The sequence below is a fragment of the Bradyrhizobium liaoningense genome (assembly GCF_018130955.1).
In the GTDB taxonomy this organism is placed as follows: domain Bacteria; phylum Pseudomonadota; class Alphaproteobacteria; order Rhizobiales; family Xanthobacteraceae; genus Bradyrhizobium; species Bradyrhizobium liaoningense_C.
This window is the reverse complement of the sequence record NZ_JAFCJM010000012.1, coordinates 14,708-41,237: the sequence shown is the minus strand read 5'-3', so window position 1 is coordinate 41,237 and position 26,530 is coordinate 14,708. Positions and strand designations below refer to the sequence as shown.

The window sequence follows — 26,530 nt, the reverse complement described above, 5'->3', positions numbered from 1 at the left end:
CTTGCGCGTGATCTGCGCAGGGTGTGTTGCAAATCGAAGGCGATACATCTATAAAGCGCGCCTTCATTGCTCGAACCGGGAGGGATTTGCATGATTTGGTCGCTTTCGCAAATCGCGCGCTCGCGTTCGATGTTCAAGCTCGACGTGTGCTCGACCCGCTAGGGTCCCCTGTCGCCGGCTCCGCCCGGGCCTGATGTCCCGGTCGCTTCGCTTCCCAAGTCAAGATCAGTTTTAACGACGCTGCTTTCGGCTCTTTTGGCCGGCGTGCGTCCATCGATGGAGTCGGACCGCGCCCGAGGCGTGGCCGGATAACGCCATGACCGCACTATCAAAAAAGCCCGCCGCGATCCGCGTGGTGCTGCCTTTCGTCTTCCGCCACTGGCTGAACCAGCCGGCGCGGGGCCTCACCGTCGTGGGCGGCCTTTTGGGCGCGACCGTCGCCGACCTGTTCATGCCTGTTTACTCCGGCCACCTGATCGATGCGCTGACGCTCGGTCCGTCCGATCCGGCTGCGCGGCGTGCGGCGCTGATCGCTTTCGGCGCGATCGTCGCGCTGGGCGCAGCCTCGGTGGTGATGCGGATGATCGGGCTCCAGGCGATCGTGCCGTTCACGCTGAAGGTCATGTCCGACGTCGCGCAGGACGCGTTCATGCGCGTGCAGCGCTTCTCGACCGACTGGCACGCCAACTCCTTCGCCGGCTCCACCGTCCGCAAGATCACGCGCGGCATGTGGGCGCTTGACCTGTTGAATGACACGATCCTGCTGGCGCTGCTGCCGTCGCTGGTGGTGCTGGTCGGCTCGACCATCCTGCTTGCCGTGCACTGGGTGTCGCTGGGCGCGGTGATCGCGTTCGGCGCGATCCTCTATGTCGCGATGATGGTGGTGTTCTCCACGCGCTACATCGCGCCGGCCGCGCGTGTCTCCAATGCCTGGGACACCAAGGTCGGCGGCACGCTGGCGGATGCGCTGACATGCAACGCGGTCGTGAAATCGTTCGGCGCGGAAGTGCGCGAGGATGCGCGGCTGGCGCGTGTCGTCAATCGCTGGCGCGTGCGGGTACGGCGGACCTGGCTGCGCTACAACGCGACGGCCGCGACGCAGTTCGCCGTGCTGCTGTGCCTGCGCTCGTCCGTGATCGGCGGCTCGGTGCTGCTTTGGATGGCGGGGCGCGCCTCGCCGGGCGACGTCACCTATGTGCTGACGAGCTACTACATCATCCACGCCTACTTGCGGGACGTCGGCATGCACATCAACAACCTGCAGCGTTCGGTGAACGACATGGAGGAGCTGGTAGCGATCCATGACGAGCCGATCGGGATTGCGGATGCACCCGATGCGCGGCCGATCATGATCGAGGGCGGACGGATCGAATTCGACAACGTGACGTTCCACTATGGCGGCCATCGCGCGCCGCTGTATGACGGTTTGTCGATCGACATCCGCGCCGGTGAACGGGTCGGCCTGGTCGGCCGCTCCGGCTCCGGCAAGACGACCTTCGTCAAGCTGGTGCAGCGGCTCTACGACGTCTCTGATGGCCGCATCCTGATCGACGGCCAGGACATCGCCGAGGCGACGCAGCAATCGCTGCGCAGCCAGATCGCGATCGTGCAGCAGGATCCGATCCTGTTCCACCGCTCGCTCGCCGAGAACATCGCCTATGGGCGGCCCGGCGCGAGCCTGGAGGCGATCGAGCAGGCGGCGCGGTTGGCGAATGCGCACGACTTCATCCTGCGGCTGCCCAAGGGCTACGGCACGCTGGTCGGCGAGCGCGGCGTAAAACTGTCGGGCGGCGAACGGCAGCGCGTGGCGCTGGCGCGGGCCTTCCTGGCGGACGCGCCGGTGCTGATCCTGGACGAGGCGACATCGAGCCTCGACTCGGAGTCCGAGGCGCTGATCCAGCAGGCGATGGAGCGGCTGATGAAGGGACGCACCTCGATCGTGATCGCGCACCGGCTGTCGACGGTGCGCAGCCTCGATCGAATCCTGGTGTTCGACCGCGGCGAGATCGTCGAGCAGGGCACCCACAAGGCGTTGACGGCGCGGCCGGGCGGCATCTATCGCGGCCTGTTCGAGCGTCAGGTGATCGAGTTCGATCACAGCGCCGCGGCGGGATGAGCAAGGGCGCGTGGCTGACGGACGCAAAATCCGGACAGCCACGCCGCCAGGGATGGAATGATATGAAAGACCTGACACACGGCTCCATCGTGAGACACATCCTGGCCATGTCGCCGCCGATCATGGTCGGCATGGTCACGATCATGATCTGCCAGCTCGTCGATCTGTACTTCGTGTCGGAACTGGGCGATGCCGCGGTGGCCGGCGTGGCCGCGGCCGGCAATGCCGGCTTCCTCGTCAACGCGCTGATGCAGGTGCTCGGCGTCGGCACGGTCGCGCTGATCGCGCATGCCGTGGGGCGCAAGGATCGGGCAGACGCCAATCTGATCTTCAACCAGTCGGTCGCGCTGTCGGTGCTGTTTGGCCTGCTGACCCTGGCTGCAGGCGCTGCGCTCTCGCGTCCCTACATGCGGTCGATCGCAGCCGATCAAGCCACGATCGGGGAGGGGACCACCTATCTGTTGTGGTTCATGCCGGCGCTCGCGTTGCAGTTCGCGACCCAGGTGATGGGGTCGGCGCTGCGCGCCACCGGCATCGTGCGTCCCGTCATGATGGTGCAGGTGCTTGCGGTCGCCATCAATATCGCGCTGGCGCCGGTGCTGATCGTCGGCTGGGGAACCGGCCACGCGTTCGGCGTCGCCGGCGCGGGGCTGGCGAGCTCGATCGCGGTTGCGCTCGGCGTCCTGATTCTGTTCGCGTATTTCCGCAGGGTCGAGCGCTATGTCGCCTTCGATGCGGCGCAATGGCATCCGCAGCCGCGCCACTTGAAGCGCATCCTCAATGTCGGTCTGCCCGCCGGCGGCGAATTCATGATGATGTTCATCTTCATGGGCGTGGTCTATTTCGTCCTGCGCGATTTCGGGGCGGCAGCACAGGCAGGCTTCGGGATCGGGCAGCGCGTGCTCGGCCTGATCCAGATGCCGGCGCTCAGCATCGCGCTCGCAGCCGGGCCGATCGCCGGTCAGAATTTCGGCGCTGCGAAGGGTGCGCGCGTCAAGGAAACCTTCGTCAAGGCGGTGCTGATCACCACTTTGGTGTCGATCGGCTTCATGATCCTTGCGCAGTTCAAGCCGGAGCTTCTGCTCGCCGGGTTCTCGAACGACCAGGAGACCATGGCTATCGCCTTCCTGTTCTTGCGGATCATCTCGCTCAACATGGTGGCGCAGGGTCTGATCTTCACCTGCTCCAGCATGTTCCAGGGCCTCGGCAATACCAAGCCGGTGCTGCTCAGTTCGGCGACGCGCGTGTTTACCTATTCGCTGCCGGCGATCTGGCTGTCGACGTGGCCGGGTTTCAGGATGGAGTACGTCTGGTACCTGTCGATCGCAGCGACCACGCTGCAGGCCGCCTTAAGCTTGTGGCTGCTGCGCCGCGAGTTCAGGAAACGCTTGGCGGCGCCCGTGACGTCGGAGCAGGCCGGGTCCGAGCCGGTCGCGCCGTCCCCGCGCGCACCCGTCGCCACCACGGCGGCGGAATAGGCGGCCGCCCGCTTGTCCCTCACCCGCGGCTCCGGCTAAGTTGCCGGAGTCGTGGGGCCGGAATGATTGAGAGTTTGAGCAAGCCGCCAGGCAAGTCCTGGCTCTCGGTCATCGCTTCGGCGCGGCATGACCCGGCTGCCCGCATCTTCAATGTCGATCTGTGCGCGGCCCTGGTCGCGATCCTGCTGCCGTGGTCGACCACCGGCACGACGATCGCAATCGGGATGTTCGTCGTTGCGCTGCTGTTCACCGACCTGCGCGCGCTGCCGCAATCGCTCTCGCGCCCGATCTCGCTGCTGCCGGTCGCGCTGTTCGTGCTGGCCCTGATCGGCACGCTCTGGTCGGAGGCGGCCTGGCCCGCGCGCCTGCACGGCGTCGGGCCGGCGGCAAAGCTGTTGCTGCTGCCGCTTCTCTTCTACCACTTCGAGCGCTCGCCGCGAGGCGTCTGGATCTTCGTGGCATTCCTGGCCTCGTGCACGCTCTTGATGGTGGTGTCCTTTGCCGTCGCGCTCGAGCCCAGCCTGTCGCTGAAGCTCTACCTCTCGCGCGGGCCGTACAAGGTCGAGAGCGGGATCGCGGTGCGCAACTATATCGACCAGAGCCAGGAGTTTGCGCTCTGCGCCATCGCGCTCGCCCTGCCGATCGCGGCGCTGTTTCGCGCCGGCAGGATTCGCCTTGCCGCGCTGCTGGCGCTATTGACGCTCGGCTTCCTCGCCAACATGACCTTCGTCGTGGTCTCGCGCACCACGCTGGTGACGCTGCCCATCCTGCTCGCGGTGTTCGCCCTGCTGCATCTGAGGTGGCGGACGGCGCTGCTCGCCGTTGCCGCGATGGCCGCGCTCGTGGCGGTCGCGTGGAACGTTTCACCGTCTTTGCGCAACACGGTCGGCAAGTTCACCGGCGACTACGAGCTCAGCATGGTCCAGAACGAGGTCAGCGGCATGGGCGCGCGGCTGGAATTCTGGCGGAAGTCGCTGCGCTTCATTGCTGATGCACCGCTCATTGGCCATGGCACGGGCTCCACCCGCGGCCTGTTCGAGCGCGCCGCCGCCGGCGAGAGCGGACTGCGCGCGCAAATCGTCGGCGATCCCCACAACCAGCCCCTCAACGTCGCCGTGCAGTGGGGCGCGCTCGGTGTCGTCATCCTCTACGCGATGTGGCTTGCGCATCTCCTGATGTTTCGCGGCGAGGGGCTGGCGAATTGGGTGGGCCTATTGGTCGTGGTGCAGAACGTCTTGTCCTCGCTGTTCAACTCGCATCTGTTCGACTTCAGCGAGGGCTGGCTCTACGTGCTCGGCGTCGGCGTCGCCGGCGGGATGACGCTGGCGAGACGGCCACAGCGCCAGGGCGCGGCCTCATGAGCACGCAGCCAGATTCGGATGATGCGAGTTTGGCGAATGCCAGATAGTTGGCAGCGCGCTGCTATAGCGAGTCGCGATACGCCGACAATGTTCTGAATTCAATTCCGCTCTCGGCGGCATGGCGGACTTGGCCGGACTTGCTAACGGCTCGCCCTGGTCATGAATGACCCCAAGCAGACCTGCCGCCGACATCGCTGCGGCCCAGTTGCCGTCTAGCTCCTGTTAACAAAATGACAATAGGATCCGGAACCCCAGGGGGCGGCTGGGGGAAACCGGGCGATTTGGTGCTTTGCGTGATGCAAAAGATGGATGGTCAATGCCTCAGCACGCGACCGACGCATACGATGCGCAAATGTGGGCCTATCGCGACCATCTCCGCGGATTGAACCGCCGGCTGGCGGAAGACTACGCTCGCGAGAATATTCAGCACGTAGTGGTGGCTATCGAGGAGTTGGCCCAGGCAGCTCCAGTTACTCTTGCGATAGCCGAGCTTCACGAAGCAATTCGTCGCTCGCCGGCGAAAAACTTCTGGCCCGTGATCCGCCGAACAAAAGGCGTGCTGCTCCTTCGATCACCTAACGTCGGCGAGGGTTGCCCGTGGCCATGGCAACGAACAAACTCCGGGAACCTGCGCTACAGGCTGCCGGGACATCTGCTCTTTTCTCCGTGGCCCCCGAATGTTCGCCGCAGCGTTCGAAATCGTACGCTCGAACTTCAGCGAATGATCGATCGACTCCAAGCACTGCCAGACATAAGTCACTTCTTGGACGAAGTCCTTGCCGGTTCCATACAATACAAGACGCGGCAAGCCATTTGGCTCATTAACGGGATCAAAGCGCTCCAAGGGATTGCGATGCCGGACAGCATTGCGGCTCTGGACCGATGGTCCGATAAACCACGGCCCGACTCGAATGTCGTGTTGCGGATTTCGCGAGGAGCACTCGTCTATCACGACGGCCCCGATCGTTGCGAGATCGAAATTCCCGCCGCGCTCACTAAACCTCTCCGGGTACCCTCGACGCACGACCGCGCGTTGGAGCGGCATTTGGTCCGCGCCGGACCGCGATCCTATTACCCTTGAGCGACGTCCGCTTCTGGCCCGTCGCGACATATTGCGCCGCCACACGATTTCAGTCGCCAACGGAGCAAAGCGGAAGTTGATAGGCCGCCACCCGTCGCAGTGGAGACTGTAAAGGCACCGCCGCCTTCTCCCATTTTTTGAATGGTGCGGGGGTCCGGACCTGCGGGATCGCCCCCCTCCGCCGAGGCCCGCATTGTTCACCTCCGCCGTGGCGTGAAGACTAAAATCTGCATATGATGAGCTCGCCGTCAAACGCCGGAGAACACAGCGTCATGACGCCACACGATCCGAGCCAACAGCGTACGAAGAGGCGGCGCACACCTGAGTCCAGGGCTCGCAGGGCGTCAAACATAGGCGCATCCACAGCCAATCTTGAAGCGCAACTTGAGCGGCTGGTGCGCGAGCGCGACGAGGCGCTGGAGCAATATCGCGCCACTTCCGAGGTGCTGCGCGTGATCTCAAATTCGCCAACCAACCTTCAACCGGTCTTTGACACGATCGTGAAGTTTGCACCTCGCCTGTGCGGCGCGAACCATTGCGTGCTCTACCGATTCGATGGTGAGCTCCTGCATCTGGTCGCCCACCACAACCTGCCTGGTGAACTTCTCGAAATGTTGCGGCGCCTCTACCCAATGAGACCAAGCCGCATGCATGCGGCGGGCCGGGCAATCATGAGCGCCGCCGTGGTTGAGATCGCGGACACGCTCAGCGACCCGGAATATCAACAGAAGGTGGCGGTGCTGGGCGGGTGGCGCAGCATGGTTGCCGCCCCCGTGCTGCGTAACGCCATTCCGATCGGGATAATCGTTATCCAGCGGGCCGAGGCAGGCAAGTTCCCTGAGGGACAGATTGCGCTGCTCAAGACCTTCGCCGATCAGGCGGCGATCGCGATCGAGAACGTGCGCTTGTTTGACGAAGTCCAGACGCGCACGCGCGAGCTCGCGCGATCGGTCGAGGAATTGCGCGCGCTCGGCGAGGTGACTCAGGCGGTGAATTCGACGGTCGACCTTGAAACCGTCCTGACCACGATCGCAGTCAAGGCGGCCCAGCTCTCCAGCACGGAAGCCGGTGCCATTTATGTGTTCGACGACGCGAAACAGGAATTTCGGCTGCGGGCGACCTATGGACTGGATGATGCGGTGGTTGCCCAACTCAAGCGTAGTCATCTCGGTCTCCGTAGACCGCTGGCGATTAGTGATGCCGTGAAACGGCGCGCGCCAATCCAAATTCCGAACCTTCAGGACGATCCATCGGCCGCAGTAGATATTATCGTCCGTGCCGGCTTCCGCGCGCTGCTTGTCGTGCCGCTTCTCAGTGTCGACCGTATCGTTGGTGCGCTCGTCGTCCGCCGCAAGCAGCCAGGAGAGTTTCCCAAGAGCATCATTGAACTGCTGCAGACCTTCGCGGGGCAATCGGTCCTGGCGATCCAGAATGCCCGGCTCTTTGAAAGCGTGGAGGCCCGTACGCGCGAATTGACTGCCTCGCTGGAAGATTTGCGCACCACACAGGACCGCCTCGTCCAGACGCAGAAACTTGCTTCCCTTGGCCAACTCACCGCCGGTATCGCGCACGAGATCAAGAACCCGCTCAATTTCGTCAATAATTTCTCCGCTCTTTCATCAGAGCTGACCGACGAACTCAATAACGTGCTGATCAAGGAGAGGCTCTCCCCCGAAGGCCGCGAGGAAGTGGACGAGTTGACGCGCCTGTTGAAGGAGAATCTCGAAAAAGTCGCGCAGCACGGGAAGCGCGCTGACTCTATCGTCAAGAGCATGCTGTTGCATTCGCGCGAGAGTTCGGGCGAACGTCGGTCCGCCGACATCAATGCGCTGGTCCAGGAGAGTCTCAATCTCGCGTATCATGGTGCCCGGGCGGAGAAGGCCGACTTCAGCATCACCCTGAAGCACGAGCTCGACCCCAATGCGGGCGCGCTCAACCTCTATCCGCAGGAGATGATCCGGGCGCTCCTGAACCTGGTTTCCAACGGCTTCTACGCCGCGAACAAGCGCAAGATAGAAGCAGGCGACGAGGCCTTTGAGCCTGTCGTAAGCGCCGCCACCAGAAACCTCGGCAAGACGGTCGAAATCAGAATTCGAGACAACGGGACCGGTATCCCGCCCGAAGTCAGAGAGAAGATGTTCAATCCCTTTTTCACGACCAAGCCAACCGGGGAAGGGACAGGGCTCGGCCTCTCGATGACCCACGACATCATCGTGAAGCAGCATGGCGCAAGAATCGATGTCGAAACCAAGCTCGGTGAATTTACCGAGGTCATCATTACATTGCCACGCGACAGGCTCGCGACTTCTGGTATGGAGCCGGAATAATCGCCTCTGGTCCCTCGCGCCACATCGCGGCGATGCTGCGCTTCGATCGCTTTCGGGCCGGAGCAGACATCAGATCCGTCGGAAATGACCCATCGCGTCGCTTCGCTGAACTGCGGAATTTGGTCGCTATCGGAGAATTGCGGACTCGCACGAGCTGTCCGCCCGGCAGATTTATGGGTTCGCTAGACTAGTTCGCGCCAAAACTGTTCCAGACGAGGCCGCAGCCGGACAGGAACAACAGGCCGAGCACGACGTCGCCAAAATGCTTGTCGCTGAGTGCGTGATAGACACGCGCGCCCGCCCAGGCGCCGACCAGCGTTCCCGGGAAGGCGACCAGCGCCAGCCAGATCACCTTGCTCTCGACCAGGCCCGAGGCCGTCTGCAACGCCAGTGCGGCCGCGAGCACCGTGAAATTGAAGAGCTGGAAGATACCGCGCCGTTCATGCTTGTTCCAGCCGCGGATGTTGGCCCACAGGATCGGCAGCGGGCCCGACAGGCCGGCCAAGCCGCCCAAAATGCCGCCGGCGAATCCGATTGCGCCATCGGCGAACTTGCCGCCGAAGGTGACGGCGAGCGGCCGCTTGTTGAGATAGAGCGCGGTCGAGAAGATCAGGATCAGGACGCCCACGCTGAGCTTGAACACTTTTGGATCCGCCGAAGCGATCATCATGGTGCCGAGCGGCACGCCGAGGAGGCCGCCGATCAGGAACGGCCACACCAGCGTGAGATCAAAACTCTTCCACATTGTGGGCAGCGTCGAGGTCTGCGCGATCACCGAGCAGATCAGGACCAGCGGCACCGCGAGCGAGGGCGGCAGGACATAGAGCCAGATGCCGAGCGCCATCAGCGCCGTGCCGAACCCGGCGAGGCCCGAAACGAAGCCGCCGGCCAGCGCGCCAAAAAGCAGCAGCGCGTAGGTGAGTATTTCCACCAATTCTTCCTTGTATTTCTCGGCGTGGCACCGTGCGATCCCGAAATCCCGATCGCCGCGGACGGCATAGCACAGGCGCGGCAATGGAGGTCAATGGCCCGTCGCATGAGAGCGTGATCTGTGCCTAGAGCATGATGGCGTTTGGTTGAACCGGTTTGTCCACGGGCGCAGTTCACCCCTCCCCAGCGGGGATAGGTGAATTCCCGATGCCGCACCAGTACAACCTAATCTCATCTCGCTCTAGACGATCTGCCTGGTGTCGGCAGGCCTTTGCAGCGCGCCGACCAGAATCTGAAGCGCCTGCGTGAGCTCGGCGCGATTGCGGGCGGCGCCGAGTGACAGACGCGCGGCGTGGGGCGATTTTCCATCGACGACGAACGCATCGCTCGCGATGACGGCAAGGCCGTTTTGCAAGAGATGCGCGGAGAGCTCCTGCCTGCCCCAGCTCTCCGGCAGACGCAGCCACAGATGGTGCGCGGCAGGCTTTGCCAGGAACTGAAATTCTTTCAGGATGCGTTGCGCGAGTTGCTGCCGCCCGACCGCTTCGTTGCGAATCGCAGTGATGATGCGATCGGCAATGCCGGTCTCGAGCCAATGCGTCACCAGCGCGACCATCAGCGGCGCGGGCATCTGCACCGTCGCCTGGAGATAGGTCCGCATCTGCTGTTGCGCGGCGCCGTCGGGCGTCACGAGATAGGCGACGCGCAGCGCCGGCGCGATGCATTTCGACAGCGTGGTCGCCAGATATGTCCGCTCCGGAATGAGGTTCGCGATCGGCGAGGCCGCGCGATCGAGCAAGCCATAGGCGTCGTCTTCGATCAGGGTGGTGTCGGCGTCGCGCACGATCTTTGCGATGGCGCCGCGCCGCTCGGCTGAGAGCGTCGCGGTGGTCGGATTGTGCAGCGTCGGAATGAGATAGACGGCCTTCGGCCTGTGCTCGCGGCAGGCCTTTGCCAGCGCGTCCGGCAAAATACCGCCCTCATCCATGGCGACGCCGATTAGCCTGACGCCGAGCCTCGTGGCGACGGCCTTGATGCCGGGGAATGTGAGCGTCTCCGTCAGCACGACGTCACCGGGCTGCGCGACATAGGCGAGGAGATTGAACAGGATCGCCTGCGTGCCCGGAAAGATCACGAGACGGTCGGGGCGAACATGCGGAACGCGGCCGCGCATCCATTTGGCGGCGATCTCCAGCTCGCGCGCGCTGCCGCCGGGCGGCTGATAGTTCAAAAATGCCGTCAGTCCGGATTGCTGGCGCAGGGCTTCCATCCCTGTGAGGATGCGCTCGTCGAGCTGGGCTTCAAGCGGATGCGGCGGTACGTTCATCGACAGGTCGATTGCGACCGGATGCGGCAGGTCGACGGCGCGCCGCGCTGATGTCTCCGAAACGAACGAGCCCTGGCCGACCCGAGCCTCCAGAATCCCGCGGCGCCGCGCCTCGCTGTAGGCGCGCGTCACCGTGGTGAGATCGATCCCGAGCGCCTTGGCGAGCGCGCGCTGCGTCGGCAATTGCTGGCCGCGCACCAGCCTCCCTGCGGCGATGTCGGCCTCCATGGCATCGACGATGCGCTGATAGCGGGGGCCCGAGAGCTCCGCGATTGTAGGGGTCCAATCCATGCAATTAGGGCCAATGTCCTTTGAATGTATGGATGCAGGATATTATTGTATGGATCGTCGAAAAGGAAGAGGTGTGGTCATGACGACCGGCTCAGTCTCTCTGGCAAAGGCGATGTGGCGGGGTTTTAGGGGCAAGTGTCCGAACTGCGGTGAAGGGCACATGTTCGGCCGCTTCCTGAAGGTCGCCGATAGTTGCAATCACTGTGGCGAGGAGCTGTTTCACCAGCGCGCCGATGATTTTCCGGCCTATCTCGTGATGGTCGTGGTCGGCCATCTCGTGGTGCCGGCGATCCTCGCAGTCGAGACCGCCTACGCGCCGCCGGTCTGGCTGCAATTGGCGGTGTGGCTGCCGGTCACGCTGTTTGGCTCGCTCGCGCTGCTACAGCCGACCAAGGGCGCCATCGTCGGATTGCAATGGCAGCTCGGCATGCACGGTTTTGAGGACAGCAAGCATCGGCGGGACGCCGAGCAGCTTGCGCCGGTCGAGATTGGGACGACGCCGCGCGCGGTTTGAGATCGTGCCAAATGGTGAGGGGTCCGATGCGTTAGCATCGAACCCCTCGTTGGTAGACATCAGCCGGCCTGTAAGCCGGGTTCTGTAGGGCACCACCCGCTTGCGCTGATGATACGTGACGGCCATTCCTCTGGGGCCATGTTTGCACATGGCCTCGAGCAACCTACCCGGACGGCGGGCCTGACATCGCCCCGCGGCGTTATCGCTTGCGCGAACTGCCCGCTTAAGCCGTCCCTATTCGGTTTTGCTCCCGGTGGGGTTTGCCATGCCGGCTCCGTTGCCGGAATCGCGGTGCGCTCTTACCGCACCTTTTCACCCTTACCTCGCCAAAGCCCCGAAGGGGCGACGGCGGGCGGTTCGTTCTCTGTGGCACTTTCCCTAAGGTCACCCTCGCCGGACGTTATCCGGCACCGCATGTCAAGGGAGCCCGGACTTTCCTCCCCGGCGGCCTTTCGGCACTTGCAGGGGCGGCCGTCCGGCCGACTGACGCCCTACGCATGGGCCATTTATGGCGCTTTCGTCAAGGCGATATGGCCTCCGCAGGAACCGGGAGAATGATTTATCCTGAAGATGTCGTTTGGTGCGGGCCCCGTTCGACTGGATGTCGGCGATCAAGCCAAAGCAACAGGAGTGAGCGATGCAATATTTGCTGATGATCTACCAGAACGAGGCCGAGTACGCGAAGATTGACACGGGGACGACCACGAAGATGTCGGCGGAGTATGAGGCCTTCACAAAATCCATCATCCAGAACGGCAATTTCAAGGCTGGCGACCGGCTGCGGCCGACCACGACCGCGACCACGGTGCGCGTGCGCGATGGCAAGACGCTTACGACCGACGGCCCGTTTGCCGAAACGCGCGAGCAGCTCGGCGGCTACTATCTGATCGAGGCCAAGGATCTCAATGCGGCGATCGAGATCGCGGCGCGGATCCCGAGCGCGCGCGTCGGTTCGATCGAGGTGCGGCCGATCTGGGTCTACGACAAGTGATGGCAACGCGCGCGGCCGCCGCATGACCCCGGTCGAGATCGAAAACATCTTCCGCGACGAGGCGGGGCGGGCGCTGGCTACGCTGATCCGCCTCGTCGGCGACTTCGATCTCGCCGAGGACGCGCTGCAGGACGCGTTCGCCGTCGCGCTGGAGCGCTGGTCGGCGCGCGAGGTGCCCGACAATCCGCGCGCCTGGCTCGTCAACGTCGGGCGCAACAAGGCGATCGACCGCATCCGCCGGCAGGCCACCTTCCGCGGCAAGCAGCGGCAACTCGCGCATGAGCTCGAGCTGAACGCGCAGGCGCCGGACGAGCCGAGCGCGGTACTCGACGACGACATGCTGCGGCTGATCTTCACCTGCTGCCATCCGTCGTTTGCGACTGATGCTCAGGTCGCGCTCACGCTGCGCACGGTGTGCGGTCTCACCACCGCGCAGATCGCACGGGCCTTTCTCATCGGCGAGGAGGCGATGGCGCAGCGGCTCGTCCGCGCCAAGCAGAAGATCAGGCTGGCCGGCATTCCCTATGAGGTGCCCGAGCGCGACGCGCTGGAGCCACGGCTGCGCGGCGTGCTTGCCGTGATCTATCTCGTCTTCACCGAAGGCTATGTCGCAACATCAGGCGTGGATTTGATGCGGCCCGACCTCGCGGTCGAGGCGATCAGGCTCTGCCGGCTGCTCGATCGCCTGATGCCGGATCGCGGCGAGGTCAAGGGATTGCTCGCCCTGATGCTGCTGCACGATGCGCGCCGCGCGGGCCGCGAAACCGCAGCCGGCGACATCGTGCTGCTGGAGGAGCAGGACCGTACGCTCTGGGATGGCGCGCAGATCGAAGAGGGATTGATGCTGGTCGAAGCGGCGCTCCGCGCGCCGGGGCGTCCGGAATCCTATGCCGTGCAGGCCGCGATCGCCGCGTTGCATGCGCGCGCGCAAAACTATGAGGCGACGGATTGGCCGCAGATCGCCGGCCTCTACCAGGTGCTGTTGCGCATCAGCCCGTCGCCGGTGATCGACCTCAACCATGCCGCCGCGGTGTCGATGGTCGACGGTCCCGCGCGCGCGCTCGATCTCGTCAACGCCATTGCCGCACGCGGCGGGCTCGATGGTTATGAGCTGCTGCCTGCGGTGCGGGCCGATCTGTTGCGAAGGCTGGGCCGGAAGGACGAAGCGCGCGCGGCCTATGTCGAGGCAACAGCGGCGACGCAGCTCGAGCCATTGCGGCGGCTCTATGCCCGGCGGATGAAAGAGCTCGAAAACTAGGTTCGTCATGGCCGGGCTTGTCCCGGCCATCCACGCACTTCCTTTTCGTTGCAGCCAAGACGTGGATGCCCGGGACAAGCCCGGGCATGACGGAGCAAGAGGATTCGGGCGGGTCTATTTCGAAGCCACCGCGGTCGGCTCTTGCGGCAGGCTCGCCAGCAGCGCCTGCAATGTAGACAGTGTCGAATGATCCGCGACGCCGTCGAGCCGCGCGGGACGAAAATGGCGCTGGAAGGCGGTGACGACTTCCATGGTCGCGGCATCGTATTTGCCGGTGAGCGGCACGCCGTAGCCATATTTGGCGAGCGCCTGTTGCAGGCTCAGCACTTCGTCGCTGATGGTGCCGAGCATCAGGCTCTCGCCGCGCACGACCGGCGCCGGCGTCACCCAGTGGCCGACGCCGGAATTCGCCAGCGAATGCCACGGAAACTTTTCGCCGGGATCCTTCTTGCGCGCGGGCGCGACGTCGGAATGCGCGAGCACGCGATGCGGCGGCACTTTTCGGCGAAGCATGATGCCGCGGCACAGCGCGATGACGGCTGCGATCTGGCGCAGCGGAAACTCCGGATAGCCCCAGTCATGGCCGCGGTTGACGATCTCGATGCCGATCGAGCAGGAATTGACGTCGTCTTCGCCGGCCCAGGAGGAGACACCGGCGTGCCAGGCGCGCTTGGCTTCCTGCACGCATTGCACGATGCGCCCGTCCTCCAGCACGACATAGTGCGCTGACACCTCGGTGCCGGCAGTGCACAGCCGCGCCAGCGCGCCCTCCACGTCGGGCATGCCGGTGTAGTGCAGGACGATCATGTCCGGCAGCCGGCCCTTGCTGCGCTCGCCGTAGTTCGGTGACGGGATGATGTCGGAGGCGATCGAGGAATCGGGGTCGAACGTCCGCATGCTCGCCGCGGTCTTCGGAACCGGGAGGACGCGTTGGCGCTTCGAATCAGATCCAGGTGACGCGGGCGAACCGGACGACATAAGGTAGCTCGGGACTAGAGGACGGAGGGCCCTTCACGCCCTTAACTTTACTATTCCTTTACCCTTGCTGCCGCGCAATCGCGCAACGTGGCTAACGGGTGCATTTTGGCCCGACTGTGTGGATGACGCATCACCACCCGGCCGCCTTTTCGACATGTAACCAAGTCATCAACGCTTTCTTAACGCTAAGGGCCGTTACTGAGTGGTGAAGAGCCGACCCGTGTCCGGAGGCGGCCAAGGCGCTTTTGTGCTCGAAATCCCATGGCTGCCCGACAAATTCCGCTGGGAAAACAGGGTTTGCGGCCTGGGATATCAGGGCCTTGCAAGCGCGCTGTGCAGGGGTTGAGCCGTGGAACCGCCGCGACGCGGAACTATCTTGGGCGTTATGGGCTCGTCCGCCATCGGCTCCGTGTCGATCGGGCGCGGCGCATGACTTCGGCTGCCCATATTCCCGTTCTCGGGCGCGAGGCGATCGAGCATCTCGCGCCGCGCGCGGGCGGCGTTTACGTCGACGCGACTTTCGGCGGCGGCGGCTACAGCCGCGCCATTCTCGATGTGCCGGGAACCCGCGTCATCGGCATTGACCGCGACCGCACGGCGATCATGGGCGGATTCGATCTGGTCGACAGCTCCGAGGGGCGGCTGACGCTGGTCGAGGATCGTTTTTCGAATCTGGCCGAAATCTGCGCCGCGCAAGGGCTCGACGCCGTCGACGGCGTCGTCATGGATGTCGGCGTCTCCTCGATGCAGCTCGACCAGGCCGGACGCGGCTTCTCCTTCCGCCTCGACGGTCCGCTTGACATGCGCATGGGGCAGGCCGGGCCGACGGCGGCCGATGTGGTTGCGACCGCGTCCGAAGGCGATCTCGCCGACGTCATCTATCTTCTCGGCGAAGAGCGGCACTCGCGGAAAGTGGCCCGCGCCATCGTCGCCGCCCGCAAGGACGCGCCGATCACGACCACGCGGGCGCTGGCCGACATCGTCGCGCGCGTGGTGCGCGCCAAGCCCGGCGACATCCACCCGGCGACGCGGACGTTCCAGGGGCTGCGTATCCTCGTCAATGAAGAGCTCGATGAGCTCGAGACCGCACTTGCCGGCGCCGAGCGTGTGCTCAGGCCCGGCGGCCGCCTCGTGGTGGTGTCGTTCCATTCGCTGGAAGACCGCATCGTCAAGAACTTCCTCAACGCACGCGCCAGGACCGGTGGCGGCTCGCGGCATCTGCCGGAGGTCGCACAAGTCCCGCCGAGCTTCCAACTGCTGACGCGGCGGCCGGTCGTCGCCGGCGAAGAGGAGGTCACGCACAATCCGCGCGCGCGGTCGGCAAAGCTGCGCGCCGCCGAGCGGACCGCCGCTTCCGCGCATCCCGGCGACGAGGAGTCGTCCTGGCCAAGCTTGTCCTCCGTCATGAGGGGTGGCTAGCGCATGCGCATCATCCACCTCCTGGTCATCGGCGCGCTGATTTTTGCCGCGGCCTATGTCTACCGGATCAAGATGGAATCCACCGCCCGCACCGAACGCGTGCTGCGGCTGCATGCGGAAATCCGCGAGCAGCGCGACGCGATCGCGGCGTTGCGCTCCGAGTGGGCAAAACTCGATGCGCCGCTGCGGCTGCAGGGGCTGGCCGAGCGGCACCTGCCGCTTAAGCCGCTCACTGGCACGCAATACGATCAGCTCAAGAACCTGCCGGAGCGTCCGCCGCGGCTGGTGAAGCCCGGCGAGCCCGATCCGATCGGCGCCATGATCAACACCATCGAAGCCGTGGCCGGTTCCGATACCGTGACGGGCTCCGTACCTCAGCCGGGGAACAAGCGATGAGCGCTGACAATCCGGCCAAACCAAACAACAAGCCGGCCGAACCCTGGCGCCAGCGGCTGATCCGCAGCCTGCTCTACGGGCGCAACGTCGATCGCGCCGCGAAGGCGCGCGCGCGCGTCGGCTTTGCCATCCTCGCCTTTGCTGCGATCTATTCGGTGATCGGCGGCCGCCTCGTGATGTTCGCGATCGGCGCCGACGCCCACGGTGCGCGCCGTGCCGCCTCGCAGGACGTGATCGCGACCGCGCGCCCCGACATCGTCGACCGCAACGGCGAAGTGCTCGCAACCGACGTCAAGGCGCCGAGCCTGTTCGGCGAGCCGCGCCGCATCATCGACAAGGACGAGGCCATCGAGCTCCTGACCGCGACCGTGCCCGATCTCGACACCGGCGAGGTGCGCGAGCGGCTGTCGTCGCGAAAGGGCTTCGTGTGGCTGAAGCGCGAGATCACGCCGAAGCAGCAGCAGGACATCCACAAGCTCGGCATTCCCGGCATCGGCTTCCTGCGCGAGAACAAGCGCGTCTATCCGACCGGCAACGAGGTCGCCCACCTCATCGGTCTCGTCAATATCGACAACCAGGGCATCGCCGGCATGGAGAAGTGGCTCGACAGCAACGGGCTCGCCGATCTCCACCGCGCCGGCTTTGCCACCGACCGCTTGCAGAAGCCGATCGAATTGTCGGTCGATTTGCGCGTCGAGCACGCGCTGCGCGACGAGCTTCTGAAGGCCAAGGAAAAGTATAAGGCCAAGGCGGCTTCCGGCCTCGTCTCCAACGTCAAGACCGGCGAGATCGTCGCGCTGGTGTCGCTGCCCGACTTCGATCCGAACAACCCGAAGGAGGCGCACGATCCCGATCGCATCAACCGCCTTACAACAGGCGTGTTCGAGATGGGCTCGACCTTCAAGACGCTCACGCTGGCGATGGCTCTGGACTCCGGCAAGGCCTCGCTCAACACGCTCTATGATGCGCGCGGTGCGCTGCATTACGGCAAGTTCGCGATCCACGACACGCATCCGCTCGGACGCTCGATCTCGCTTTCGGAAGTCTTCACCTTCTCGTCCAACGTCGGCGCGGCGCGCGTTGCGCTGAGCCAGGGCGTCGAGGCGCATCGCGCGTTTCTGAAGAAGGTCGGGCAGCTCGACCGTCTCCGCACGGAATTGCCGGAGAGCGCCTCGCCGATCGTGCCGAAGCGTTGGGGCGAGCTCAACACCATTACCATCGCGTTCGGCCACGGTATCGCGGTGGCGCCGCTGCAGGCCGTGATGGGCATCAATGCGATGGTCAATGGCGGCTATCTGATCCCGCCGACCTTCCTCAAGCGCTCCGAGGAAGACGCCAAGGCGGTGGCCAAGAAGGTGATCCGCCCCGAAACGTCGGAGAAGATCCGCTATCTGATGCGGCTCAACGCCGAGGTCGGAACCGCCAAGAAGGCCGACGTCGCCGGCTACTATATCGGCGGCAAGACCGGCACGTCCGAGAAGGTGGTCGGCGGCCGCTATTCCAAGAAGCAGGTGCTCAACTCCTTCACCGCGATCCTGCCGGCGGATAATCCGCAATTCCAGCTCCTGGTCATGCTGGACGAGCCGAAGGCGATTCCGGAAACCATGGGTTTCATCACCTCGGGCTGGAACGCGGTGCCGACGGGCGGCAAGGTGATCGCCCGGATCGCGCCGCTGCTCGGGATCGAGCCCCGCTTCAATCTGCCGCCGTCCGACCGCCTTATTCTTGCGACATCCAGGACAACCCAGTAAGCCGTACCGGTGCTGCCCTGAGTCGTTTTTCACGGGGTTTTCGGCTCGGCGCCTGGACTGGAAGACCATGAAACTGCGCGACCTCCTAGGTCAGGAATTTCTGGGCAATGATGCCGCAATCGAGCCTGCTGCCGCGGCGCTCGATGTGACGGGGCTTGCGTTCGACAGCCGCGTGGTCAAGCCGGGCGACCTGTTCTTCGCGCTGGCCGGCAGCAAGACCGACGGCGCACGCTTCATCGAGGCTGCGATTGCCGCCGGCGCCGTTGCGGTGGCCGGCGATCATCCGCCGCAGAACGGCTGCAAGGTCCCCTTCATCGTTGTCGCCAATCCGCGCCGCGCGCTGGCGCTGGCGGCGGCAAAATTCTTCCCGCTCCAGCCGGCGACGATTGCGGCGGTGACCGGTACCAGCGGCAAGACCTCGGTCGCCGCGTTCACGCGGCAGATCTGGGAGCGGCTCGGGCACAATTCCGCGAGCATCGGCACCATCGGCCTCGTGTCGCCAAAACGTACGGTCTATGGCTCGCTGACGACGCCGGACCCGATCGAGTTGCACCGGCAGCTCGACGAGATCGCGCGCGACGGCGTCACGCATCTGGCCTTTGAAGCGTCCTCGCACGGGCTCGACCAGTATCGTCTCGACGGCGTGCGCGTGTCCGCCGGCGGCTTCACAAACCTCACGCGCGACCATATGGACTATCATCCAACCGTTGCGCATTACCTCGCTGCCAAGCTGCGGCTGTTTCGCGATCTCATTCCGCCGGGTGGCGCCGCCGTGATATCAGCCGATCATGATTGCTCGGCGGAAGCAATTGAAGCAGCGCGCACGAAGGGCTTGCGTGTGATGGCGGTCGGTCGCAACGGCGACGGGGCAGGCGAGGGCATTCGCCTCGTCGATGCTGAGGTCGACGGCTTTACGCAAAAACTTGCTGTTGAGCATCGCGGCAGGCGTTGTTCGATCCGGTTGCCGCTGGTCGGCGAATTCCAGATCGAGAACGCGTTGGTGTCGGCCGGCCTTGCGATCGGCACCGGGAGCGATGCGGCCAATGTCTTTGCGAGCCTCGAACATCTCGAAGGCGCGAAGGGTCGGCTCGAACTCGTCGGCGAGCGTAACGGCGCGCCGATCTTCGTCGACTACGCGCACAAGCCGGATGCGTTGGTCAAGGCACTTCAGGCTCTCCGACCCTATGCCAAGCGGAAGTTGATCGTCGTGTTCGGCGCCGGCGGCGATCGCGATGTTGGCAAGCGCCCGATCATGGGCGCGATCGCGGCCGAACATGCCGACGGCGTCATCATCACCGACGACAATCCGCGCAGCGAGAAGCCGGAAGCCATTCGCGCCGCGATCCTCGCGGAAGTAAAGGGCGCGAAGGAAATCGGCGACCGCGCCGCCGCGATCCGCGCCGCGATCGATGATCTCCAGCCGGGCGATGCGTTGTTGATCGCCGGCAAGGGCCACGAGAGCGGGCAGATCGTCGGCGACCGCGTGCTGCCGTTCAGCGATCACGAGGCGGTCGCCGCCGCACTAACGACGAGGGGTGCATGAGCGCGCCATTGTGGACGGTTGCCGAGGTCGCGCGTGCGCTGGGGCTGACGGGATCTTTTCCGGACACGCCGATCGATTTCATTACGCAGGACAGCCGCCTGGTGAAGCCGGGCAGCCTGTTCGTCGCGCTCAGCGGCACGCCGAGCGGCGGCTTCATCTCCAGCTTCGCCAGTGCGCGCGACGGCTGGGAGTTTGCCGACAAGGCGCAAGCCGCTGGTGCCGCAGCGATCATCGTGCCGCACGAGATCGCGGGCCTGCGCATTCCCCAGCTTGTCGTCAAGGACACGCTGATCGACGGCCTCTGGGGCCTCGCGCGCGCCGCCCGTGCGCGCTTCAAGGGCGAGGTGATCGGGCTGACCGGCAGCGCCGGCAAGACCAGCACAAAGGAATATCTCGCGGCCTATCCGAATGCCTATGCGAGCCCGTCGAGCTTCAACAATTTTTGGGGCGTGCCGCTGACGCTGGTGAATGCGAAGCCGGACGCCAGCCTCTGGGTCGTCGAGATGGGCATGAACCAGACCGGCGAGATCGCGCGGCTCAGTGAATTGACGCGGCCGACCGTCGCTCTGGTCGTTAATGTGCAGCCAGTGCATCTGGAAAAGCTCGGCTCGCTCGAAGCCATCCGGCGCGAGAAGGTGTCAATCGCGCAAGGCCTGCCGAAAGACGGCGTGCTGGTGCTGCCGGCGGAGATCGCAGCGCCCGAATGGAGCGGCAAGGTCGTGCGCTTCGGCGAGAACACCGAGGTGCGCGAGCTGAAACACACGCCGCAGGGCGAGAGCTGGCGGGTCAGCGCCGACGTTGCAGGCAAGACGATCGACTTCGGCCTCACGCCCGGCGCGCCGCATCGCGTCCAGAACGCGCTCGCCGCGCTTGCTTCGATCCATGCCGCGAGCCTCGATGCATCAGCACTTGCAGCGCGGCTCGATGGCGTCGGCATCATGACCGGGCGCGGCGTCGAGCAGACCGTCGGCGGCGTCACCGTGATCGACGACAGCTTCAATGGCAATCCCGCCAGCATGGCGGCGGCGCTGGAAAGCCTCAAGGCGCGCCCGGTGAGCGGTGGCCGCCGCATCGCGGTGCTCGGCGACATGCTTGAACTCGGCAGCGATGCTCCGGCCTATCACAAGGATCTCGCCAAATATCTTGCCGGGATCGACGGCGTCTACTGCGTCGGTCCGCTGATGCACCACCTCCATGGCCTGCTGCCGGCGGACCAAAACCTCGGCTGGCATGACGACCCTGCGACACTCAAGCCCCAGGCCGTAGCAGTGCTGCTGAAGGCAGGCGATGTCGTGGTTGTCAAGGGCAGCAAGAAGATGTTCTGGGTCAACAAGTTTGTGCCCGCCCTAGTGGCCGCGTTGCAGGCAAAGGCGTAAACTGCTTGTTGCGTCGCCGCCTGATCCAGCTTCCCGCCACGCACCGTGCGACGCGTTCGGTTTATTGGGGTCGCCTGACCGCCAGACGAATTGGGCGATGCGTCGCGAGGCGCCTCCGAAATAGCCGCTAGCAGGAGCGGCATGGGACTGTCTGAATGTTTTACTGGTTGATCGAGCTTTCCAATACGGTTCCGGGCTTTGGTGCGTTTCGCGCCCTCCTGAACGTCTTCCGCTACATCACCTTCCGCACCGGCGGTGCCGTCGTCACCGGTGCCCTGTTCGTGTTCCTGTTCGGTCCCTGGATCATCGACCATTTGCGCATCCGCCAGGGCAAGGGCCAGCCGATCCGCACCGACGGCCCGCAATCGCATCTGGCCAAGAGGGGTACGCCCACCATGGGCGGGTTGATGATCCTGTCGGGTCTCACCGTCGGCACCGTGCTGTGGGCCAACCCGCTCAACCCTTACGTCTGGATCGTTCTCGCGGTGACGCTCGGTTTCGGCTTCGTCGGCTTCTATGACGATTACCTGAAGGTGACCAAGCAGACGTCGAGCGGTTTTGGCGGCAAGCTCCGCCTCGGCATCGAGGCCATCATCGCGCTGGTGGCCTGCTACGCCCTCGTGCGGCTGAACCGCGATCCCGCGTCCACCGCGCTGACGATTCCCTTCCTGAAAGACACCGTGCTGCATTTCGGCTGGTTCTTTGTCGTCTTCGGCGCCTTCGTCATCGTCGGCGCCGGCAATGCAGTGAACCTCACCGACGGTCTCGACGGTCTCGCCATCGTGCCGGTCATGATCGCGACCGCCAGCTTTGCGATGATCGCCTATCTCGCCGGCAACGCCGTGTTCGCCGACTATCTCCAGATCAAATATGTCGCCGGCACCGGCGAGCTCGCCGTGCTGTGCGGAGCGCTATTGGGCGCGGGTCTCGGCTTCCTCTGGTTCAACGCGCCGCCGGCCTCGATCTTCATGGGGGACACCGGCTCGCTTGCGCTCGGCGGCATGCTGGGTGCGATCGCGGTCGCGGTGAAGCACGAAATCGTGCTCGCGGTCATCGGCGGCCTGTTCGTGCTGGAGGCCGTCTCCGTCATCGTGCAGGTCGTTTCGTTCAAGCTCACGGGCAAACGCATCTTCAAGATGGCGCCGATCCATCATCATTTCGAGCAACTGGGCTGGACCGAGCCGCAGATCGTGATCCGTTTCTGGATCATCTCGGTGATGCTGGCGCTCGCCGGCCTCTCCACGCTGAAGCTGCGGTGATCCCTCGATGATCCCCGTCACGTCCTTCGCGGGCAAGACCGTCGCCGTCTTCGGCCTCGGCGGCTCGGGGCTCGCCTCCTGCCACGCGCTGAAGGCGGGCGGTGCCGAAGTGATTGCGGGCGATGACAGTGCTGACAACGTTGCCAAGGCCGCGCAGGCGGGCTTCATCACCGCGGACTTGCGCAGCGTGTCGTGGGCGAACTTTTCAGCGCTCGTGCTCGCGCCGGGCGTGCCGCTCACCCACCCGGCGCCGCATTGGAGCGTCTTGAAGGCGCGCGAGGCCGGCGTCGAGGTGATCGGCGACATCGAGCTGTTCTGCCGCGAGCGGCGGCGCCATGCGCCGGATGCACCGTTCGTCGCCATCACCGGCACCAACGGCAAGTCGACCACGACGGCGTTGATCGCGCACTTAACGAAAGTCGCCGGCTACGACACCCAGATGGGCGGCAATATCGGCACCGCGATCCTGTCGCTCGAGCCGCCGCGCATGGGCCGCGTCCACGTCATCGAGATGTCGTCCTATCAGATCGACCTTACACCCTCGCTCGATCCGTCCGTCGGCATTTTGCTCAATGTCAGCGAGGACCACATCGATCGCCACGGCACGATCGCGCACTACGCCGCGGTGAAGGAGCGTCTCGTCGCCGGCGTTCAGGCGAAGGGCACCGCGATCGTCGGCGTCGACGACGGTTTTTGCCGCGACATCGCCGACCGGCTGGACCGCGGCGGCAAGAACGTGGTGCGGATCTCCGTCAAGAACCCGGTGGCATCAGGCATCTATGTCGAGCACGGAACGATCGTGCGCGCTGCGAGCGGCGCCAAGAGCGAGGTCGCAAGACTCGGCGGGATCGGCTCGCTGCGCGGCCTGCACAATGCGCAGAACGCAGCCTGTGCTGCGGCCGCAGCACTCGCGATGGGCATCGATCTTGAGACCTTGCAAAACGGCTTGCGCGGCTTCCCCGGCCTCGCACACCGCATGGAGCAGGTCGGCCGTCGCGACAATGTGCTGTTCGTCAACGACTCCAAGGGCACCAACGCGGATGCCGCCGCGCACGCGCTGTCGTCCTTTGCCGACATTTTCTGGATCGCCGGCGGCAAGCCGAAGATGGGCGGCATCACCAGCCTGACCGGTTTCTTCCCGCGCATCCGAAAAGCCTATCTGATCGGCGAGGCCGCGCAGGAGTTTTCGGGCACGCTGGGCACGCAAGTGCCGCACGAGATCAGCCAGACGCTCGATGTCGCGGTCGCGAATGCCGCGCGCGATGCGGAGGCGTCCGGCCTGCAGGACGCGGTGGTGCTGCTGTCGCCGGCCTGTGCGTCGTTCGACCAGTACCGCAATTTCGAGATCCGCGGCGCGAAGTTTCGAGAACTGGTCCAGGCACTGCCGGGCGTGAAGCCGGTGGTGTGAGGGGCGCTTGTTCCTCATTCTCCGCTGTCGTCGCCCGGCTTGACCGGGCGACCCCAGTATTCCAGAGACCGTGCTTGAGCCGAGAAGCCGCGGCGTACTGGATACCCCGCTCTCGCGGGGTATGACGCTCGTTTGTGGTAGCTCCGTGCGCTATCTCCAAAGTTATCGATCCCATTAACCTCCCGGTAACCAACCTCGGCGACCAATGGTCTGACCTCTGTCCGAAGGCCGGCCGCCCATGCTCTCCCGCGAAGAACGCACCCCATTTTCCGAGTGGTGGTGGACCGTCGACAAGCCGCTGCTCGGCGCCATCATGGCGCTGATGCTGTGCGGGGTCATCCTGTCGCTGGCGGCGAGCCCGCCGGTGGCGACACGCATCGGGCTCGATCCCTTCCACTTCTTCAGCCGGCACGTGATGTTCCTGGCTCCGTCCTTCATGGTGCTGATCGGCGTCTCCTTCCTGTCGCCGCGCGCGATCCGGCGCTCTGCGCTCATCATTTTCGCGGTCAGCATTGTCCTGATCGTGCTGACGCTGGCCATCGGTCCTGAAGTGAAGGGCTCGCGGCGCTGGATCACGCTGCTCGGCGTCAACATCCAGGCCTCTGAAGCGGCAAAGCCATCCTTCGTCGTCATCGCGGCCTGGCTGTTCGCGGAATCGACCAAGCGGCCGGAGATGCCGGCGACCTCGATGGCGATGGTGCTGCTGTTGATGCTGGTCTCGCTGCTGGTGATGGAGCCGGACTTCGGCCAGACCATGCTGATCCTGATGGTGTGGGGCGCGCTGTTCTTCATCGCGGGCATGCGCATGATCTGGGTGGCGGGCCTGGCGGGCGCGGCGGCCGCCGGCCTGTTCAGTGCCTATCTCTTCGTTCCGCATGTCGCGGGCCGTATCAAGCGCTTCATGAACCCGGCCTCTGGCGACACGTTCCAGGTCGATACCGCGATGGAAGCTTTTTACAACGGTGGCTGGCTCGGGCTTGGGCCGGGCGAGGGCATCGCCAAGCGCAGCCTGCCGGACAGTCACACCGACTTCGTGTTTGCGGTTGCCGCCGAAGAGTTCGGCATCGTGCTGTGCCTCGCCATGCTGGCGCTGTTTGCCTTCGTCGTGATCCGCACGCTGTCGCGCGCCTATGCCAATGAAGACATGTTCTCGCGCTTTGCGGCCTCCGGCCTTGCGATCCTGTTCGGCGTGCAGGCCGCGATCAACATGTCGGTCAACCTCCAGCTCATCCCGGCCAAGGGCATGACGCTGCCTTTCATCTCCTACGGCGGCTCCTCCATCGTGTCGCTCGCCTACGGCGTCGGCATGATGCTGGCGCTGACGCGGCTCCGTCCGCGCACCGAGGTCGAGGCAAGCGGCCGCGCCGACGCCATGCGCAGCTACGCGTAATTCGGCCGCGCGGGCGCGGCTCGCAATGACGGAAAAGTCCCTGTAAAAGGGGCCCCGCCATGGACACACCCCCCTTGATTCTGCTCGCCGCGGGCGGCACCGGCGGCCATCTGTTTCCGGCCGAGGCGCTCGGCGTCGAATTGATCCGCCGCGGCTTTCGCGTGCGGCTGGTGACGGACGAGCGCGCGCTCAAATACAGCGGTCTCTTCACCAAGGACATGATCGATGTGGTGGCAAGCGAGACGGCGCGCGGCCGCAATCCGCTGCAGCTCGCCCATGCTGCCATCACGCTCGCCACCGGCACTTTGTCCGCCTTCAACCTGATGCGCCGCCTGAAGCCCGCAGCGGTGATCGGTTTTGGCGGCTATCCGACCCTGCCGCCGCTGATCGCGGCGCGGCTCGCCGGCGTGCCCGGCATCATCCACGATGCGAACGCGGTGCTTGGCCGCGCCAATCGCTTCCTGTCGCGCCATGTGCGCGCCATCGCGACATCCTTGCCGGGCGTGCTCGATCGCGATCCTGCACTGGCCGGCAAGACCGCGACCGTCGGCACGCCGATGCGGCCCGCGATCCTTGCGGCGGCCGCGGTGAAATATGTAGCGCCCGAGACTGGCGGGCCGTTGCGCCTGCTTGTCGTCGGCGGCAGCCAGGGCGCGCGCATCATGGCCGATATCGTGCCGGGCGCCATCGAGCGCCTCGAGCCGGTGCTGTGGAGTCGGCTGGCGCTGACCCAGCAGGTGCGCGAGGAGGACATGACGCGCGTCCGCGCGGTCTACGACAGGCTCAAGATCAATGCCGAGCTTGCGCCGTTCTTCACCGATCTGCCGGCGCGGCTCGCTTCGAACCATCTGGTGGTGTCGCGCTCCGGTGCCGGCACTGTGGCCGAGCTCGCCGCCATCGGCCGGCCCTCCATCCTGGTGCCCTTGCCGGGCGCGATCGACCAGGACCAGTTCGCCAATGCCGGCGTGTTGTCGCAGGTGGGCGGCGCGCTACGGATACCGCAGACCGAGTTCACCTCCGACCGGCTGGCCGCCGAGATTTCCGCATTGGCCGCCGAGCCGGCGCGCCTCGCCGCCATGGCCGAGGCCGCCCGCGGCGCCGGCCGGCTCGATGCCGCCGAACGCCTGGCCGATCTGGTGGTCAAAGTCGCGGGAATCTGACGCGAAACGCGGAATTTCCATAGTTTTACCGTCATGGCCGGGCTTGTCCCACCAAGTCGGATTTATCCGACTTGGTTCTTTAAAAAGTGACGGCACTCGGTATACCGAGTGCCTATGCATCCACGTCTTGCAAGAAGGACGCTGGGATTCGTGGATGCCCGGGACAAGCCCGGGCA

General features: G+C 64.9%; 20 protein-coding genes and 1 other RNA gene. 17 read left to right on the top strand and 4 right to left on the bottom strand.

Going from position 1 to position 26,530, the window contains the following annotated elements; all coding sequences use genetic code 11:
- The first annotated feature begins 316 nt into the window (after positions 1-316).
- The 5 genes from JQ632_RS12530 (at position 317) to JQ632_RS12510 (ending at position 8,363) form a co-directional block, all read left to right on the top strand.
- Positions 317-2,116 carry an ABC transporter ATP-binding protein gene (locus JQ632_RS12530; protein ID WP_212402634.1) on the top strand — a complete coding sequence of 600 codons (1,800 nt, stop codon included), beginning with the start codon at positions 317-319 and terminating at the stop codon, positions 2,114-2,116.
- 62 nt (positions 2,117-2,178) lie between these two features.
- Complete coding sequence (locus JQ632_RS12525) at positions 2,179-3,594, top strand: MATE family efflux transporter (RefSeq protein WP_212402633.1); 1,416 nt, start codon at positions 2,179-2,181, stop codon at positions 3,592-3,594.
- Between the two features lie 62 nt (positions 3,595-3,656).
- On the top strand, positions 3,657-4,955 hold the full coding sequence (locus tag JQ632_RS12520) for an O-antigen ligase (RefSeq protein WP_212402632.1): 1,299 nt from the start codon (positions 3,657-3,659) through the stop codon (positions 4,953-4,955).
- Between the two features lie 316 nt (positions 4,956-5,271).
- On the top strand, positions 5,272-6,036 hold the full coding sequence (locus tag JQ632_RS12515) for a hypothetical protein (protein ID WP_212402631.1): 765 nt from the start codon (positions 5,272-5,274) through the stop codon (positions 6,034-6,036).
- Positions 6,037-6,431: 395 nt separating this feature from the next.
- The gene (locus tag JQ632_RS12510; protein WP_212402630.1) at positions 6,432-8,363 is read left to right on the top strand and encodes a GAF domain-containing protein; all 1,932 of its coding nucleotides are present in this window, start codon (positions 6,432-6,434) and stop codon (positions 8,361-8,363) included.
- A 187-nt stretch (positions 8,364-8,550) separates the two neighbouring features.
- On the opposite strand, the gene JQ632_RS12505 is transcribed toward JQ632_RS12510, so the two are convergent.
- Complete coding sequence (locus JQ632_RS12505; protein WP_212402629.1) at positions 8,551-9,294, bottom strand: sulfite exporter TauE/SafE family protein; 744 nt, start codon at positions 9,292-9,294, stop codon at positions 8,551-8,553.
- Between the two features lie 240 nt (positions 9,295-9,534).
- Positions 9,535-10,911, bottom strand: coding sequence for a PLP-dependent aminotransferase family protein (locus tag JQ632_RS12500; protein WP_212402628.1), 1,377 nt, complete (start codon positions 10,909-10,911; stop codon positions 9,535-9,537).
- A gap of 49 nt (positions 10,912-10,960) precedes the next feature.
- Between JQ632_RS12500 and JQ632_RS12495 the strand changes: the two genes are divergently transcribed.
- Positions 10,961-11,425 carry a DUF983 domain-containing protein gene (locus tag JQ632_RS12495; protein ID WP_212402627.1) on the top strand — a complete coding sequence of 155 codons (465 nt, stop codon included), beginning with the start codon at positions 10,961-10,963 and terminating at the stop codon, positions 11,423-11,425.
- A gap of 55 nt (positions 11,426-11,480) precedes the next feature.
- On the opposite strand, the gene rnpB is transcribed toward JQ632_RS12495, so the two are convergent.
- An RNA gene (rnpB, locus tag JQ632_RS12490) (RNase P RNA component class A) lies at positions 11,481-11,912 on the bottom strand.
- A 150-nt stretch (positions 11,913-12,062) separates the two neighbouring features.
- Here rnpB and JQ632_RS12485 point away from each other — a divergent pair.
- Positions 12,063-12,416 carry a YciI family protein gene (locus JQ632_RS12485; protein WP_212402626.1) on the top strand — a complete coding sequence of 118 codons (354 nt, stop codon included), beginning with the start codon at positions 12,063-12,065 and terminating at the stop codon, positions 12,414-12,416.
- 22 nt (positions 12,417-12,438) lie between these two features.
- On the top strand, positions 12,439-13,674 hold the full coding sequence (locus tag JQ632_RS12480) for an RNA polymerase sigma factor (protein WP_212402625.1): 1,236 nt from the start codon (positions 12,439-12,441) through the stop codon (positions 13,672-13,674).
- 114 nt (positions 13,675-13,788) lie between these two features.
- On the opposite strand, the gene JQ632_RS12475 is transcribed toward JQ632_RS12480, so the two are convergent.
- Positions 13,789-14,571 carry an N-acetylmuramoyl-L-alanine amidase gene (locus JQ632_RS12475; RefSeq protein ID WP_212402624.1) on the bottom strand — a complete coding sequence of 261 codons (783 nt, stop codon included), beginning with the start codon at positions 14,569-14,571 and terminating at the stop codon, positions 13,789-13,791.
- Between the two features lie 510 nt (positions 14,572-15,081).
- Here JQ632_RS12475 and rsmH point away from each other — a divergent pair.
- The 9 genes from rsmH (at position 15,082) to murG (ending at position 26,354) form a co-directional block, all read left to right on the top strand.
- On the top strand, positions 15,082-16,071 hold the full coding sequence (rsmH, locus tag JQ632_RS12470; protein ID WP_212402623.1) for a 16S rRNA (cytosine(1402)-N(4))-methyltransferase RsmH: 990 nt from the start codon (positions 15,082-15,084) through the stop codon (positions 16,069-16,071).
- Positions 16,072-16,074: 3 nt separating this feature from the next.
- Positions 16,075-16,467 (top strand): hypothetical protein, encoded by a 393-nt coding sequence (locus tag JQ632_RS12465; RefSeq protein ID WP_212402622.1) that lies wholly within the window; start codon positions 16,075-16,077, stop codon positions 16,465-16,467.
- Positions 16,464-18,218 (top strand): penicillin-binding protein 2, encoded by a 1,755-nt coding sequence (locus JQ632_RS12460; RefSeq protein ID WP_212402620.1) that lies wholly within the window; start codon positions 16,464-16,466, stop codon positions 18,216-18,218. Before JQ632_RS12465 ends, JQ632_RS12460 begins: the two co-directional genes overlap by 4 nt.
- Before the next feature lie 67 nt (positions 18,219-18,285).
- On the top strand, positions 18,286-19,761 hold the full coding sequence (locus JQ632_RS12455; RefSeq protein ID WP_212402619.1) for a UDP-N-acetylmuramoyl-L-alanyl-D-glutamate--2,6-diaminopimelate ligase: 1,476 nt from the start codon (positions 18,286-18,288) through the stop codon (positions 19,759-19,761).
- Positions 19,758-21,137: a UDP-N-acetylmuramoyl-tripeptide--D-alanyl-D-alanine ligase gene (murF, locus tag JQ632_RS12450; RefSeq protein ID WP_212402618.1), complete on the top strand. Its 1,380-nt coding sequence runs from the start codon at positions 19,758-19,760 to the stop codon at positions 21,135-21,137. Before JQ632_RS12455 ends, murF begins: the two co-directional genes overlap by 4 nt.
- A gap of 155 nt (positions 21,138-21,292) precedes the next feature.
- Positions 21,293-22,396, top strand: a complete 1,104-nt coding sequence (gene mraY, locus JQ632_RS12445) for a phospho-N-acetylmuramoyl-pentapeptide-transferase (RefSeq protein WP_212402617.1) — start codon at positions 21,293-21,295, stop codon at positions 22,394-22,396.
- Between the two features lie 7 nt (positions 22,397-22,403).
- Complete coding sequence (gene murD, locus JQ632_RS12440; protein ID WP_212402616.1) at positions 22,404-23,804, top strand: UDP-N-acetylmuramoyl-L-alanine--D-glutamate ligase; 1,401 nt, start codon at positions 22,404-22,406, stop codon at positions 23,802-23,804.
- A 238-nt stretch (positions 23,805-24,042) separates the two neighbouring features.
- Positions 24,043-25,194: a putative lipid II flippase FtsW gene (gene ftsW, locus JQ632_RS12435; RefSeq protein WP_212402615.1), complete on the top strand. Its 1,152-nt coding sequence runs from the start codon at positions 24,043-24,045 to the stop codon at positions 25,192-25,194.
- 59 nt (positions 25,195-25,253) lie between these two features.
- Positions 25,254-26,354 (top strand): undecaprenyldiphospho-muramoylpentapeptide beta-N-acetylglucosaminyltransferase, encoded by a 1,101-nt coding sequence (gene murG, locus JQ632_RS12430; RefSeq protein ID WP_212402614.1) that lies wholly within the window; start codon positions 25,254-25,256, stop codon positions 26,352-26,354.
- Positions 26,355-26,530 lie beyond the last annotated feature (176 nt).